The sequence below is a fragment of the Neorhizobium vignae genome (assembly GCF_000732195.1).
Lineage (GTDB): Bacteria > Pseudomonadota > Alphaproteobacteria > Rhizobiales > Rhizobiaceae > Neorhizobium > Neorhizobium vignae.
In genome coordinates this window covers 694,130-708,955 of sequence record NZ_JNNU01000002.1, presented here as the reverse complement: position 1 = coordinate 708,955, position 14,826 = coordinate 694,130, and the positions used below count along the sequence as shown (strand labels likewise).

Annotated in this window: 15 protein-coding genes; 7 read left to right on the top strand and 8 right to left on the bottom strand. The window is 63.0% G+C overall.

All coding sequences use genetic code 11. The annotated features are described in order from the left end of the window. Positions 1–318 precede the first annotated feature (318 nt). A complete protein-coding gene (locus GQ59_RS03595) occupies positions 319–1,032 on the top strand; it encodes a sulfate transporter family protein (protein WP_037077438.1) in 714 nt (237 codons plus the stop codon). On the opposite strand, the gene GQ59_RS03590 is transcribed toward GQ59_RS03595, so the two are convergent. Further along, the gene (locus tag GQ59_RS03590) at positions 1,029–1,454 is read right to left on the bottom strand and encodes a VOC family protein (protein WP_037077435.1); all 426 of its coding nucleotides are present in this window, start codon (positions 1,452–1,454) and stop codon (positions 1,029–1,031) included. The two genes, GQ59_RS03595 and GQ59_RS03590, sit on opposite strands and share 4 nt — an antisense overlap. Before the next feature lie 87 nt (positions 1,455–1,541). On the opposite strand from GQ59_RS03590, the gene GQ59_RS03585 reads away from it, so the two are divergent. Then, positions 1,542–2,108, top strand: a complete 567-nt coding sequence (locus tag GQ59_RS03585; RefSeq protein ID WP_037077432.1) for a TetR/AcrR family transcriptional regulator — start codon at positions 1,542–1,544, stop codon at positions 2,106–2,108. Here GQ59_RS03585 and nth read toward each other — a convergent pair. Further along, positions 2,085–2,888, bottom strand: a complete 804-nt coding sequence (gene nth, locus GQ59_RS03580; protein WP_037077429.1) for an endonuclease III — start codon at positions 2,886–2,888, stop codon at positions 2,085–2,087. The two genes, GQ59_RS03585 and nth, sit on opposite strands and share 24 nt — an antisense overlap. Before the next feature lie 36 nt (positions 2,889–2,924). Between nth and GQ59_RS03575 the strand changes: the two genes are divergently transcribed. From GQ59_RS03575 to GQ59_RS03565, 3 genes are all read left to right on the top strand, one after another. After that, positions 2,925–3,407 (top strand): DUF2244 domain-containing protein, encoded by a 483-nt coding sequence (locus GQ59_RS03575; protein WP_037077426.1) that lies wholly within the window; start codon positions 2,925–2,927, stop codon positions 3,405–3,407. A gap of 147 nt (positions 3,408–3,554) precedes the next feature. After that, complete coding sequence (locus GQ59_RS03570; protein WP_037077423.1) at positions 3,555–4,436, top strand: methylated-DNA--[protein]-cysteine S-methyltransferase; 882 nt, start codon at positions 3,555–3,557, stop codon at positions 4,434–4,436. Between the two features lie 160 nt (positions 4,437–4,596). After that, complete coding sequence (locus tag GQ59_RS03565; RefSeq protein WP_037077420.1) at positions 4,597–4,845, top strand: PilZ domain-containing protein; 249 nt, start codon at positions 4,597–4,599, stop codon at positions 4,843–4,845. A 29-nt stretch (positions 4,846–4,874) separates the two neighbouring features. On the opposite strand, the gene GQ59_RS03560 is transcribed toward GQ59_RS03565, so the two are convergent. Next, positions 4,875–5,828 (bottom strand): sugar-binding transcriptional regulator, encoded by a 954-nt coding sequence (locus GQ59_RS03560; RefSeq protein WP_432762565.1) that lies wholly within the window; start codon positions 5,826–5,828, stop codon positions 4,875–4,877. Positions 5,829–6,061: 233 nt separating this feature from the next. On the opposite strand from GQ59_RS03560, the gene tal reads away from it, so the two are divergent. Further along, entirely contained in the window at positions 6,062–7,027 is a 966-nt protein-coding gene (gene tal / locus GQ59_RS03555; RefSeq protein ID WP_037077414.1) for a transaldolase, read from the top strand. A gap of 67 nt (positions 7,028–7,094) precedes the next feature. Here the strand turns inward: tal and GQ59_RS03550 are convergent, their stop codons facing one another. From GQ59_RS03550 to GQ59_RS03540, 3 genes are all read right to left on the bottom strand, one after another. Next, positions 7,095–7,910 (bottom strand): class I SAM-dependent methyltransferase, encoded by an 816-nt coding sequence (locus GQ59_RS03550; protein ID WP_037078164.1) that lies wholly within the window; start codon positions 7,908–7,910, stop codon positions 7,095–7,097. Between the two features lie 123 nt (positions 7,911–8,033). Continuing rightward, positions 8,034–9,329, bottom strand: coding sequence for an MFS transporter (locus GQ59_RS03545; protein WP_037077413.1), 1,296 nt, complete (start codon positions 9,327–9,329; stop codon positions 8,034–8,036). Positions 9,330–9,403: 74 nt separating this feature from the next. Next, positions 9,404–9,805 (bottom strand): MarR family winged helix-turn-helix transcriptional regulator, encoded by a 402-nt coding sequence (locus tag GQ59_RS03540; protein WP_007767562.1) that lies wholly within the window; start codon positions 9,803–9,805, stop codon positions 9,404–9,406. A gap of 218 nt (positions 9,806–10,023) precedes the next feature. Between GQ59_RS03540 and GQ59_RS31735 the strand changes: the two genes are divergently transcribed. After that, positions 10,024–11,403 carry a hypothetical protein gene (locus GQ59_RS31735; protein ID WP_051903754.1) on the top strand — a complete coding sequence of 460 codons (1,380 nt, stop codon included), beginning with the start codon at positions 10,024–10,026 and terminating at the stop codon, positions 11,401–11,403. 139 nt (positions 11,404–11,542) lie between these two features. Here GQ59_RS31735 and lysS read toward each other — a convergent pair whose 3' ends face one another. Together lysS and gltX are read right to left on the bottom strand one after the other, a co-directional pair. After that, the gene (lysS, locus tag GQ59_RS03530; protein ID WP_037077409.1) at positions 11,543–13,039 is read right to left on the bottom strand and encodes a lysine--tRNA ligase; all 1,497 of its coding nucleotides are present in this window, start codon (positions 13,037–13,039) and stop codon (positions 11,543–11,545) included. A 232-nt stretch (positions 13,040–13,271) separates the two neighbouring features. Next, positions 13,272–14,729, bottom strand: coding sequence for a glutamate--tRNA ligase (gltX, locus tag GQ59_RS03525; RefSeq protein WP_037077407.1), 1,458 nt, complete (start codon positions 14,727–14,729; stop codon positions 13,272–13,274). Between the last annotated feature and the right edge of the window lie 97 nt (positions 14,730–14,826).

Below are 14,826 nucleotides of genomic sequence, written 5' to 3'. Positions count from 1 at the left end.
CGGTTCGTCAGCCGCTGGATTGCAGCGTGCACGCGGTTGAACCGGAAGCCAACCGGAGAGTTTCCGGCGGGGTGGAGATGTTTAAAGTTGTATTAATATACAATTAAAGTTGTATTCGGCTGCCGGCCGAAAATTAACCGGCGCCTGCCGGGCCGGCATCGTGTCCTCCCACCGCCCACGCCAATCCGGTCGGGCATGTTTGCGGTGTTATAGCGGCAGCTCTCACAGGGGGCAGGGATACTGTCGCCTCGCTTGCTGCCCCTCCTTGCTCCGCCGCTCCCTCCCACCTACATCTCTCCCGCCAACCTGGAGACGCCGATGATCCTCGACGCCGCACGCCTTTCGCTCGCCAACCTTTTCGCACCCGAAACCCGTTCCGTGTTCTGGAAGACGCTAGGTCTAACCGCCCTCGTGCTGGTCGGTCTCTGGTTCGCGCTCCGCGAAGTCTTCATCCTTTATGCCTGGCCGTGGTTTGCAGCCTTTTTCCCGGACCTGCCGGATTGGGCGGGTTGGTTGACCCTGTTTGCGGCGATTGCTGCCGGGATCGGGCTGGCGCTGGCGCTCGCTCTGCTGATCGCGCCGATCACGGCGCTGATCGCCGGCCTGTTCCTCGACGATGTCGCCGAAGTCGTCGAGAAGCGCGATTATCCGAACGATGCGCCCGGCAAGGCGATGCCGCTCGCCCAGGCGATCATCGGCTCGATCCAGTTTCTGGGCGTCGTCATTGTCGGCAATATCGTGGCCCTTTTCCTGCTGTTCATCCCCGGCATCAACCTGATCGCCTTCTTCATGGTGACCGGCTATCTGCTCGGCCGGGAGTTCTTCGAGTTTGCGGCGATGCGGTTTCGCACGCCCGCGGAAGCACGCGCCTTCCGCTCGAAACATTCCTCCACCGTGTTCCTTGCCGGCCTTCTGATCGCGTTTTTCCTGGCGATCCCGATCGTCAACCTGCTGACCCCGCTGTTTGCCGCGGGCCTGATGGTGCATCTCCACAAGGCGGTCTCGAAGCGGGACCCCGGCTTCAAGCTCTAGGCGGGTAGGGAAGAAGCGTCGTATAGGGCGGCGAATTCTGCGCTCGGCGGGATCGGGGTGATGATGTCGATCAATACGCCGTTCGGGTCGGCGGTGATGAAATGCCGTTGGCCGAAATCCTCGTCGCGGATGTCGCGGCGGATCGGCAGACCGGCCGCCGTCAGGCGCGCGTAGACCGTATCGACATCCTCCACCTCGAAGTTCAGCAGCAGCCCGGAAACCTTTCCGCGCCCGCTTTCCGGGATCGTCTCGTGGCTGCCGTCGAGGATGGCGGGCGTCACGTGCCCGTTCTCCCTGGACTGCAGGTGCACGTACCAGTCGGCGGAAAACAGTGCCTCGAAGCCGAAATGCTCCTTGTAGAAGGCCGCCGTGCCGGCAACGTCGTCGGTCATGATGACGGGATAATAGCTGTTCGTTTTCATGGCTTTCGCTTCTCCGTGCTTCCTGATACATTCTGTCTGTATGTTTATAGATACATTCTGTTTGTATGTAAATGGGAAGGTAGGGAAATGGCGCGCAGCAATCGAGAACGGACCGATGGCACGCGGACGGCGCTGCTGGATGCTGCGCGGACGCTTTTCGTCGAGAAGGGTTATGCGGATACCGCAACGCCTGAGATCGTCGCGGCGGCCAAGGTCACGCGCGGTGCCCTCTACCATCATTTCACCGACAAACGGGCTTTGTTCTGGGCGGTGATCGAACGCGAGGCGAATGAGGTCGCCGCGGATATCGAGGCGCGTTCGGCAGAGGCCTCCTCGGCACGGGAAGCCCTCCTGCAGGGTGCTTCCGCCTATTTCGACGCGATGACTGTGCCAGGGCGAACGCGGTTATTGTTGCGGGAGGCGCCGGCCCAAACGGCGATCGATTCCGGAGAGGGGGAGGATCCGGCCGAGGCGGGTCTCAAGGTGGGGCTTTCCCACCTGCTGGCCGGTTCCAAGGCGCTTTCGCTTCTCGATCCGCTGACGGTGCTGATCTCGGCTGCCTTCGAGCGGGCGGCGATCGCCATCGATTGCGGCGGCAATCGCGCGGATTACGAGGCCGCGATCGCGGTCTTACTCGACGGCCTCGCCGATTAGCTGCTGCGGCAATTCCACAAGCGGCGCCGGCACGTCGACGGTCTTTTCCGGCGAGCGACAGAGATCGGCGATCACGCAGCGCTCGCATTCCGGTTTTCGCGCCTTGCAGCAATAACGGCCGTGCAGGATCAGCCAGTGGTGGGCGTGGAAGAGATACTGGTCTGGGATCACCTTCAGGAGGTTTTCCTCCACCTCGTCGGGCGTCGTCCCCGGCGCCATCAAGAGCCGGTTGGCGATGCGGAAAACATGTGTGTCGACCGCCAGCGTGGGCACCCCGAAGGCCATCGACATCACCACATTCGCCGTCTTGCGGCCGACACCCGGCAGGCGGATCAGTTCTTCGCGCGTCTTTGGGACTTCGGAGCCGAATTCGTCGATCAGCATGCGACAGAGGGCGATGACGTTCTTCGCCTTGTTGCGGTAAAGCCCGATCGTCTTGATATACTGGGTGACGCCCTCTTCGCCGAGATCAAGCATCTTTTCCGGCGTATCGGCGATCTTGAAGAGCGCCCTCGTCGCCTTGTTGACGCCAGCATCGGTCGCCTGGGCGGACAAGGCCACCGCGACGACCAGCGTGAATGGGTTCACGTGCTCCAGCTCGCCCTTCGGCTCCGGCCGCTGCACCGAGAAGCGCCGAAAGATCTCCTCCATCTCCGCTTTCGAATAGGCGGATTTGAAACGTTTAGCCTTGGGTGCGGCCTTGACTGCCCCTTGTCGCTCGGGCGCGTGATTTGACTTTTGCTGGGTGCTGGTTTTGGATTTGATCTTTGGAGTCGCCATATGTCTGTATAGGCATCCCGCAGGAGGGAAATCAACGTGGACGTTTCCGAGGATCAGCCTGTTTTCGCAGCCGAACTGACGCCCTATCGTTCGCTCGGCAAGACGGGTTTTCGTGTCGTGCTGGTGCTGACGGGCGGCATCTGCCTTCTCTATGGCGGCTTCTTCCTGATCACCGGCGCCTATCCGATCGGCTTCTTCTTCGGGCTCGATTTCCTCGGCCTCTATATCGCGCTGAAGATGAGCTACCGCTCTGGCCGCGCGCGCGAGGAAGTGACTGTCTCGCGCAGCAACCTTTCGATCCGGAAATTCTCGCCGGCGGGACGTGTCGTGGAGCATCGCTTCAATCCGTTCTGGGCGCGCTTCAACGTTCGCCGCCACGACGAGTTCGGCATCACCTCCATGTATGTGACGGGCGAGGGGCGCGGCACCGATATCGGCTCCTTCCTCAATCCGGACGACCGGGAAAGTTTCGCCAAGGCCTTCAGAGGAGCCCTGGCAACCGTCAGGCAGCGGGTTTAGGCGGGATGGAAAACCTGCCATAGGGCAAGAAACGGGTGGTTTCGGTCAAGCCGAAGGCGCATCTAAGCAGCATACCAGTTGCACAGCGGTTCTTGCGCGCCCAAGGTCCAGGTTGGCGGGTGCGTGGCGCTGCAGAGGAGACAGATGATGAACGCTCTCGCCCAGATCGATTCGCCGCCCATCGACGTGACGCCCGAGGGTTCCGACTACGAAACTGTCCGCCGCGTCATCGAGATGATCACGCTCGATTATCGCGACCAGCCGTCGCTCGAGGCGATCGCTTCCGAACTCGGCCAGTCACCGACCCAGCTCCAGAAAGTGTTTACCCGGTGGGCCGGGCTGTCGCCCAAGGCTTTCCTTCAGGCCGTGACCCTCGATCATGCCAAACGCCTGCTCGGCAAGGAGGAACTGCCGCTGCTCGAAGCCTCCTATGAGCTCGGCCTCTCCGGTCCAGGCCGCCTTCACGACCTGTTCGTCACCCATGAGGCGATGTCGCCCGGCGAATGGAAGGCGCGCGGCGGTGGGCTTACGATCCGCTACGGCTTTCACCCGTCGCCCTTCGGCGAGGCACTGGTCATGGCGACGGATCGCGGCCTTTCGGGCCTCGCCTTTGCGGATCTCGGCCATGAACAGGCGGCGCTCGACGACATGATGCGCCGCTGGCCGAACGCCGAATACGTTCCCGACCAGGAGATGACGGCGCCTTATGTCGACCGCGTCTTCGACCGTGCGAACTGGTCCTGCAACCGGCCGCTGAAGGTCGTGCTTATTGGCACCGACTTCCAGGTGCGCGTCTGGCAGAGCCTGTTGAAGATCCCGTTTGGCAAGGCCGTCACCTATTCCGACGTCGCAAACGACATCGGCCAGCCGACGGCGAGCCGCGCAGTGGGTGCGGCGGTCGGAGCAAACCCGATCTCGTTCGTGGTGCCCTGCCACAGGGCGCTCGGCAAGAGCGGGGCACTCACCGGCTATCACTGGGGGCTGACGCGCAAGCGGGCGATCCTGGGCTGGGAAGCAGGAAATGCGTAAGGAGCCGAAGGCGTGAGTTCGGCGGTCAGGTTCCGTTGCCGGCCGCAAGCCGGTAGATACCACGTTGCCTGAAAAGCCATGGGCGGCCTCCGAGGATTGCGGGATTGCCCATGGAAGCCTATAAGCGACGCCTGAAATAATTGTCGAAGGACGCCGTCAGGTGCATGAGCGCAGACACCAGAGATCGAAAAGCTTTCTAGGCGCCAAGATCATCTTCAATGGCGATCATTCGACCTTCGACTGCATCGTGAAGGAAATTTCGGCCGGCGGCGCGTTGATCAAGATCGAGAATGCCTTGTCCGTGCCGGAAAGCTTCGGCCTCGCCTTGTCAGATGGCCGACATTTCGAATGCGAAGTCCGCTGGCGGCGGATCAATTCCCTCGGAGTAGAGTTCCTGACCGCCGCCTGATTGCCCTTCCGTTCACGCGCAGCCGGTGGTCAGGCTGTCCCTTGTGCGGTCTCGGAGGGTTCGTTCAGCCGCAACAACTCCCTGGCCGCAGTCTCGTCGGTGATCAGCGTATGGCACCCGATCCTGCGGATCGTGGCGCGGATCGCCACCGCCCGGTGCGCGCCGCCCGACGACAGCACGATGTGCCGGGCCTTTTTCAGCGTATCGAGATCCACCGACATCACCCGCTCGTTCAGCTTGTGATCCACGGAGCGGCCTTGCTCGTCGAGAAAGTTGAACATCGTGTCGCAGACGCAGCCGGCCGCGATCAGCCGGTCGAGCTCCGCCTTGGAGATGAAGCCTTCCGACAGCGACGTCGAGTGAGGGCCGATATCGCCGCAGCTCACCACCGCGAGGTCCAGGTTTTCGGCGAGATCGTAGATCGTGTCGAGCCCGCATTGCTCGATCAGCGCGCGTTTGGTCTTGACCGAATCGACCAGGAGCGGCGCCAGGAACATGTAGCATTCGGCGCCGAGCTGCCCGGCGAAGCGCCAGGTGTAGTCGATCGGATTGGTCTGGTGCACCGCGACGATGCCGCCGAGCAGCGACACGACCTTGCAATTGTCACGCCGCGGCGGGCGAAAGCTGCCGAGCGAGGCGGTCATGGTGCGGCCCCAGCCGACCCCGATCGTCATGTCGTCCTGCACCACTTCCGAGAGGAACTGCCCGAGCGCCAGCCCGACCGAGCTTGCAAGCGCCGTGGCGCTGTTGTCGCGCGGCGCCGGCACGACCACGGCCTCGTCGAGCCCGTAGGCCTTTTCCAGCCGGATCGCCAGTTCGACGCAGGTGTCGATGCCTTCGCTGATCCAGATCTGCACTTCGGAGCGCTTCATCGCCTCGTCGAGCAGGCGGATCACCGTCGAGCGGCTCAACCCCAGCCGTTCGGCGACATCTTTTTGCGTCAATCCCTGGTTATAATAAAGCCATGCCGCGCGCAGCCGCATGGAAGCGGCTTCGGAATAGGCGGTATGGGTCTCGCGTCTGAGCCTAGCCAACGGGCCTCCGGGACGATGAGGGACAAGCGAGACGATACTTGTTCCAACTGACACATATGTCAATTCCGAAGAACAAATGTCTTGACTTTTTAACCGTGGGCGGAGGATAGTTCTGCCAACGCGCCGAAGGAGCCAAATCGCGCAACAGGCGTTTAGTTCTCCATATATCGAGGAATATTCGGATGACGTCTAAACTAGAGCAGCTTCGTTCCATGACCACGGTCGTTGCCGATACCGGCGACATCGAGGCGGTCGCCCGCCTGAAGCCCGTGGATTGCACCACCAACCCGACCATCGTCCTGAAGGCGCTCGGCACGCCCATCTTCGCCGACAAGGTCAAGGAAGCGATCGCCTGGGGCCGCAAGCAGTCCGGCACTCCGGACGCCGTCGTGTCCGCCGTGGCCGACCGCCTGGCGATCACCGTCGGTGCCGCCTTGTCCGAGCTGGTCCCAGGCCGCGTTTCGACCGAAGTCGATGCCGACCTTTCCTTCGACACCGAAGCGTCGATCGCCAAGGCCCGCCAGATCATCGCCTCCTACAAGGAGCGCGGCATCGAACGCGACCGCATCCTGATCAAGCTCGCCTCCACCTGGGAAGGCATCCGCGCCGCGGAAGTGCTGCAGAAGGAAGGCATCGATTGCAACCTGACGCTTCTGTTCTCCCAGGCCCAGGCAATCGCCTGCGCGGAAGCCAAGGTGTTCCTGATCTCGCCCTTCGTCGGCCGCATTCTCGACTGGTACAAGAAGTCGACCGGCCAGGACTATACGGCCGAGACCGATCCGGGCGTTGTCTCCGTGCGCGCCATCTACAATTACTACAAGGCGAACGGGATCAAGACGATTGTCATGGGGGCCTCGTTCCGCAATGCCGGTGAAATCGAAGCGCTGGCCGGCTGCGACCGACTGACGATCAGCCCGGCTCTGCTCGACGAGCTCGACAAGGACACCGGCAAGCTGGAGCGCAAGCTCGTGCCGGAAACATTCCATGCGGAGCCGTTGCAGTCGCTCGACGAGAAGTCCTTCCGCTGGATGCTGAACGAGGACGCCATGGCGACCGAAAAGTTGTCGGAAGGCATTCGCGCCTTCGCCAAGGACCTCGCGTCGCTGCGCCAGATGGTCAAAAAGGAACTGACCCTCGCGGCTGCCTGATACCAGCTTCCACCGCCGGCATGAAGAAAGGCCCGTCTCGCGACGGGCCTTTTTGTATTGCGAAGGCTCAGGCTCGCGCCGGATTCAGTCCGGCTTTTTTGCTGACGAACAGGCCGGTTTCCTTCTCCGCCGCGAGCACACCGTGGCCGCGCTCGAATGCGGCGGCGATTGCTTGCCGGAACGCGTTCAATTGAGCCTCGTCCGCGCTGTCGCCGGGCGGGTAGGACGTCAGGGCAAGAAACACGTCCTCCGGCTCCGTGATCCGCATTCTTGCGGGGTGCTGCGCAAAGGCGACATTGCCGAACCTCGCGCGCATCAGCTCTTCGGCCCTGTCGTATCCGAAGGCGGCTGCGCTCGGATCGAACGGCTCGCTGCCGAACACGGCGGTGAGTTCGTAGATGCCGCGCATGTTGCCCATGCCATTGGTGGTGACGGCAAGAAAACCGCCTGGCTTCAGCACCCGGAACATTTCCGCGATCCCGGCTGCCGGATCGGGCAGGTGGTAGAGCATGTGCATGGCAATGACGACATCGAAGCTATCGGCTCCGAAGGGCAGGGCGGCAGCTTCCGCCTGATGGCCGACGACCGATCCGAAGGGCAGGGGCGTGCAGCGCGCAACGGCTTCCTCCACCATTCCGGCAGACTGATCGGCGAGCGTCAGGTCGAGATTTTCGGGTACATCCTTGATCACGGAGGCCCAGAACCAGGCCGGGCCGCAGCCGACATCCAGGACCCGGGCACCCGGTTTCAGGGGCAGTTGCCGCGCCACCCAGGGGAACCAGCCGGTCTCGGCGATCGTGTATTCCCTGTTGAGGCGTCCGCGGGCCGCGAGCTTGCTGCTGTCGACATATTGAACGGCGTTGCCCGAAGTGATCGATGACATGGTGCCTCCCGCGGCGACGCGGCTCGCTTTGCGCACCAAATATCATATCCGGCGAGTTTGCAGTTTTGCAACGGCAGGTAATCTCCGGCGGCCGATGCCGACCGCCGGAGAGGTGTGGCGTCATCAGGCCGGCTGCGGCACCAGCTTGGCAGCGCCCGGCTTGCGCAGCAGCAGGACCGAGACCGCGGCGATCATGCACATCACGCCGGCGATCTGCAGGGCCGGCATATAGGTGTTGAAGTCGCTCTTCAGGAACCCGGCGCCGAAGGCAGCGGTGGCCGCACCGATCTGATGGCCGGCAAACACCCAGCCGAAGATCAGTCCGGCCCGTTCGCGGCCGAATTCGGCAGCGGCGAGCTTTACGGTCGGCGGCACGGTCGCCACCCAGTCGAGGCCATAGAAGATCGCGAAGACCGACAGTTCGACGAAGCTGAAGCCCGAGAAGGACAGATAGACCAGCGACAGGCCGCGCAGGCCGTAGAACCAGAACAGCAGCCAGCGATTGTCATAGCGGTCCGACAGCCAGCCGGCGAAGATGGTGCCGAAGAAGTCGAAGATGCCGATCACCGCAAGCGTGCTGGCGGCGGTGACCGCAGCCATGCCGAGATCGCCGCAGATCGAGATCCAGTGGGTCTGGATCAGGCCGTTGGTGGAGAGGCCGCAGACGAAAAAGGTGCCGAACAGAACCCAGAACGTGCCGCTGGTCGAGGCGTGACGCAGCGCGCCGATCGGCGAATAGAGCGTCGCCCAGAACTTGTGGTCCTGCTTGGGCGCCGGCGTCACTGCGGTCTCGCCATAGGCCGGCAGGCCGACATCGGACGGATAGTCGCGCATCAAGAGCAGCACCAGCAGCATCGCGGCGGAGATGATGGCGACCGTAAAGGTGAGTGCGGTACGCCAGCCATAGGCCTCCGTCATGGCGGCGAGCAACGGCAGGAAGACGAGCTGGCCCGTGGCGTTGCTGGCGGTCATGAGGCCGACCACAAGGCCGCGGCTCTTGGAAAACCAGCGGGTCGCGACCGTTGCGCCGAGGACCAGCGCCGTCATGCCGGTGCCGACGCCGATCACCACGCCCCAGAGCGCCACGAGCTGCCAGACCTGCGTCATGAACAACGACAGGACAATGCCGCCCATGATCAGAGCCAGGGCGAAGGTGACCACCTGGCGGACGCCAAAATGGTTCATGAAGGCGGCGGCGAACGGTCCGAGCAGCCCGAAAAGCACGAGGCGCACGGCCATCGCCGAGGAGATGTCGGCGATATCCCAGCCGAACTCCTGATGCAGCGGCTGGATCATCACGCCGGCCGAACCCATGGCGCCGGCGGTCGCGAGCATCGTCAGGAATGTGGTGATCGCGACCACCCATCCATAGTGCAGGTTTCTGGCTGCCATCCATCGGGCGGCGCGATTGGAGATCATGGTCTGTCCCTTTCCTGGTCGTTGCCGCACTGGCAGCTGATAAAATCGGGTATATACCCGCTTCCGGTTAAAAATCAGAGGGCTGCAAGCAGTTCCTGCAGTTGCCTGGTTTTCTCGGCCCCGAGCCGGGCCTCGATATCGTCCTGGACGCTGTCCCAAAGGGGCGCGCCCTGCTTCAGGATCGCCGCCCCCTTCGGCGCGATGGTCAGCATCGCTTCCCGCTGGTCCTCGCCATGGCCGATCGCCACCAGGCCCATGCGCTCCAGCACCTTGGCATTGCGGCCGACCGTCGACCGGTCCAGTTCCACCTGGACGGCGAGATCGGTCAGCGAGATCGGCGCCAGCCGGTTGATGTTGCGCAGCAGGCTGAACTGCCCGATGTTGACGCCGAGCGGCGCCAGGGCCTCGTCGTAGTAAGACGAGACCTTTCGGGAGGCCTTGCGCAGCAGAATGCAGTGGCAGGTGTCGTTCGGCATGGAGCGGGTATATACCCGCGGTTCGATTTGCGCAAGAGGGACACGTCAAAAGCCGGACCGTTTCGGAATGGAGCAGGCCGATAGCAAGAAAGATCTTCTCGGGTCGAAAAGAATCCCTCGGCTTAAAGCTTCCTCAACAAGAATAGGCGACTATCCCGGCACTATTCCATCCTTTTGTTTTGCGTAGATATGGAGTTGACCATGCCGGAGCTCGGCAAGTGAAGGGTCTGAAGTTCCGGTTTTCCAAGAAGCTCGTCTTCATCCTCATGGGCAGCATCGTCGTGCTCGGCGGCGGCAGCGGTGCGGCTGCGGTGCTCATCGGCACGGACAAGATCCTCGGCCCCTCCTATCTGGAGATCAACGGGCTGGAATGTACCGCCCTCGAAACGGTCAAGATCAAGCGGGACCAGCGCTACTGGGTCCGCAAATATGTGGTGAGCGATGGAACCGGTGATGGCCTGGCGCGCATCCGCACGGCCCTGCGCGTCGCCAAGGCGGTCCAGGAAAAGGAGAAGGCGGATCTGGTCCAGGTGGCGATGATCGACAAGGCCGGCCCCCGTGATCGTGCCCAGATGCGCGGCCGCGCAATCGGCGCTCAGGTCGTCTATATCCCGGATCCCAAAAAGGCGCCCGAAGGCACCGATGCCCAGCCTTATTCGGCATACTACCTCGACGGCACCGCCAATTCGAACGGCGAATATTACGGCATGCGAATCGACCTGCCGCTCGAGGATGTCGAGGCGCTTACCGCCCGGCTGACCGATCACGCCGATTGCGTCGATCCGGCCGTCACCACGCCGGGCGGCGAACATGGTGCGCCCGCCGGCCACGGCGAAAAACCGAAGAAGGCTGACGGCCACGGCGCGCCGAGCGGCCACGGGGCGCCTGCAGCCGATGCCCACGGGACCCCTGCCGACGCCCACGGCGCGCCCGCCGAAGGTCACGGCGACGAAGTCGCCGCCAAGGAAAGCGGCGGTTTCTTGAACTCCATTACAGGCATGATCTTCGGCTCCAAGACAGAAGCGCCAGCCGAGGCCGCCCATGCGCCTGCCGGCAATGCTGCGGCTGAAACCCATGCCGCTGTCCCGGCTGCCGCCACCCATGCTGCCCCGGCCGCCGACACGCATCCGGCACCGGCAGCACAGAACAAGGCCGCCGCCAATCAGGGTCAAGGCAACCAGAAGCCGGCCGCGCCTGCCCAGGTCGCAGCCGCCGAACCGAAAAAGGAGGCGGGCGGTTTCCTTGCCTCGATAACCGGTCTGTTCTCCGGCAGCGGCGAGCAGGAGGCGCCGAAGGCATCCCAAGCTGAGGCCAAGGCATCCGAGCCCGCGCCTGCGCCTCGCACGTCTGCTGAAGGCGGCAAGCGCTGGTCGAAGCAGACCGATGGCGATGCGGTTCGTTCCGATGCCAAGCCGCCGGAAGCGACGCATGCCGAGGCGGCTCCGGCCAAGGCCGCCAGCGCCACGGACGCGGACGCCGCCGGCGCCGAATGGCTTGCAAAGCTCAGGGGCCAACCGGCTCCGGCCGCACCCGCGAAACCCGCCCAGGCGGCGTCGGCGTCGGATGCGAAGGACGCGGCCGAGAAGGTCGTGCATTGAGAGGGGAGTAACCGAGCTCTCCGTCGTCATCCTCGGGCTCGACCCGAGGATCCAGCATCCGCAGATGCCCGGCCCTATGGACCCTCGGGTCAAGCCCGAGGATGACGACCGTGGTTGTGGTTCGTCCGTGAGATCGCGATCAGTCCGCCTTGGCGCGCCGTGCCGGAAACAGGATCACGTCGCGGATAGACGGTGAGTCCGTCAGCAGCATGACCAGCCGGTCGACGCCGATGCCGAGGCCGCCGGCGGGCGGCATGCCCTGGTCGATGGCGTCCAGAAATTCCTCGTCGAGCTGCTTGTCCTTTTCGCCGCGGGCATGGGCCTGTTCGAGCTGCTCGACCATGCGCTTGCGCTGCTCTTCCGGGTCGTTGAGCTCGGAGAAGGCGTTACCCAGTTCCCAGGCGTTGCAATAGGTCTCGAAGCGTTCGACGAGGCGCGGTTCGCCCGGGACTTCCTTGGCGAAGGGCGAGATGTCCTTCGGGAAGTGGGTAACGTGGCTTGGCTGGATCAGGGTGCCCTCGACCTTTTCCTCGAAGATGAAGGCGAGGCATTCGCCCCAGGTCCAGTCCTTCTCGACCGCGAAACCGGCAGCCTTGGCGGCGGTGCGGGCTTCCTCGTCGGTCTTCATGGCAAGGAAGTCGATGCCGGTTGCTTCCTTGACGGCGTCGGGCATGGGCACGCGCTTGAACGGACCCTTGAAGGAGAGTTCCTTGTCGCCGAACTTCACTTCCGTCGTGCCGTGGATGGTCATGGCGAGCGTCGAGAACAGGCGCTCGACGAGGTCCATGATGTCCTCGTAATCGGCGTAGGCCCAGTAGCACTCCATCATCGTGAATTCGGGATTGTGCCTTGTGGAGACGCCTTCGTTGCGGAAATTGCGGTTGATCTCGAACACCTTGTCGGTGAGGCCGGAGACCAGCGTGCGCTTCAGGAACAGTTCCGGCGCAATGCGCAGGTACATGTCGAGCTTCAGCGTGTTGTGATGCGTCTTGAACGGCTCGGCGGTGGCGCCGCCATAGACCGAGTGCAACATCGGCGTTTCGACTTCCATGAAGCCGTCGTTTTCCATGAAGCGGCGGATGCCCGAGACGATGCGGCTGCGCTGCTGGAAGCGGAGCTTCGACTCCTCGTTGGTCATGATATCGAGATGGCGCTTGCGGTAACGCAGCTCGACGTCCGACAGGCCGTGCCACTTCTCCGGCATGGGCAGAAGCGACTTGGTGAGCATGGTGATGTTCTGGGCGTTGATGGTCAGCTCGCCGCGCTTGGTGCGGCGCACGACGCCGGTGACGCCGATAATGTCGCCGATGTCGATCATCGGCAGCAGGTCGCGCGCTTCCTGCGGCGTGGTGTCCTTGTGGGAGAAGATCTGAACCTTGCCCGACGCATCATGGATATCCATGAACATGCCGGAATTGCGCGAGGAATAGACCCGGCCGGCGACGGTGACGATGTCCTGCGTCTCGACGTCGGCTTCCAGGTTCTTGTATTTCTCGGCCAGTTCCGCATTGGTCATGGTGCGGTGGAAATGCGCCGGATAGACGTCGCCGATCTTTTCGCGAAGCAAAGCGAGTTTCTGGGCGCGCACCTGGGTGGCGTCGGAGGAGAGGGCGGTTTCGGTCGTGTTCTCGGTCATCGTATTTCGCCTTCTTCGGGCAGGTTTGTTGGTTTTGCAGGTTTAGCGGCTCGGCTTGATCTCCGCACAGTCCCACATTCGTCATCCTCGGGCTCGACCCGAGGATCCATTCTTTCTGGCGGTGCGCCTCCCTGCATCCACCCTTTCGGGCTTGGCATGGATCCTCGGGTCGAACCCGAGGATGACGGCGGGGGAAGCGCCCATCAACAGCCACAGGAGTGCAGCGTATACCTTACTTTCCGTCGCCCACCATCGAGGCCACCACGGCTGCTGCAATCTTCAGCCTCTGGCGCACAACCGAGCGGCCGAGCAGCGCCATGCTATCGAACAGCGGCAACGAGCGGGACGAACCCGACATGGCGACGAAGAGCGGCGGGGTGACGACACGCAGCTTCTTGCCGAGCTTGTCGGCGACGGCGCGCAGTTCCGCGTCGATCGTCTCGACATTCCATTCGAGGATCTTTTCGAGATCCGTCTGGACGGTGGTGAGGATTTCCAGCGTCTCGGCCGGGCTGGTCTTCAGGCCCGCGAACGAGGCCGGCGTCAGGCCGACATCGCTCGACAGCAGGAAGCCGGCGAGGTTCGGTAGTTCGCCGAGCTTGGAAATGCGGCTCTGCGAGTGCTTCAGGCCTTCCGTCAGGCGGCTGTTCTCCATTGCCCATTCCAGCACGCGCGCGACGAATTCGTCCGGCGAGAGCTTTTCGCGCAGCCAGCGGCCGTTCAGCCAGTCGAGCTTCTGGATGTCGAAGATCGCGCCGGCCTTGGAGAGATTGTCCGGATCGAACTTTTCGATCAGTTCGTCCATGGTCAGCATCTCTTCGCCTTCGGCGATTTGGATGAAGAACAGGCCGAGGAAGTTCATCAGCGCTTCCGGCAGGTAGCCGAGCGCGGAATAATAGGAGATCGAGGTCGGGTTCTTGCGCTTCGATAGTTTCGACTTGTCGGCATTCCTCATCAGGGAGAGGTGCATGAACACCGGCTGTTCCCACTCGAAATAGCGGTAGAGCAGGATGTGCTTGGGCACCGAGGCCAGCCATTCCTCGCCGCGCGCCACGTGGGTGATCTTCATCAGATGGTCGTCGATGACGTTGGCCATGTGATAGGTCGGCATGCCGTCGCCCTTGATCAGCACCTGCATGTCGACCGAATCCCACGGGATCGACACGTCGCCGTACACGCCGTCGTGGAAATCGCAGGAACCTTCGGTCGGGATCTTCATGCGGATGACCGAGCCTTCGCCGGCCGCCATCCTGGATGTTACTTCCTCGGCCGTATAGCTCAGGCAGAGACCGTCGTATTTCGGCGGCTTGCCGGCGGCGCGCTGGCCTTCGCGCATCTGCTCAAGCCGTTCGGGCGTGCAGAAGCAGCGGAAGGCATGGCCCTTGTCGAGCAGCTGCTGGGCGTAGGGCTGGTACATGTCCTTGCGATCGGACTGGCGATAGGGACCGTAGGGGCCGCCGACATCCGGGCCTTCTGCCCAGGTCAGGCCCGTCCAGCGCAGCGCGTCCAGCACCTTCTGCTCGAATTCCAGCGTCGAACGCGTCGCATCGGTATCCTCGATGCGCAAGATGAATTCGCCGCCATGTTTCTTGGCGAAGAGGTAGTTGAAGAGCGCGATATAGGCGGTGCCGACATGCGGCTCGCCGGTCGGCGAGGGGGCGATGCGGACGCGGGGCTTCGTGGCGATCATGAAGAATGCTCTATCTGTGGCGGCCTGAAAGGCGCCAAGCCTGTTTTTGAAATGCGGATTGGCGCAGGCTTAGGCCATATTCAGCCGCGAGCGTCAA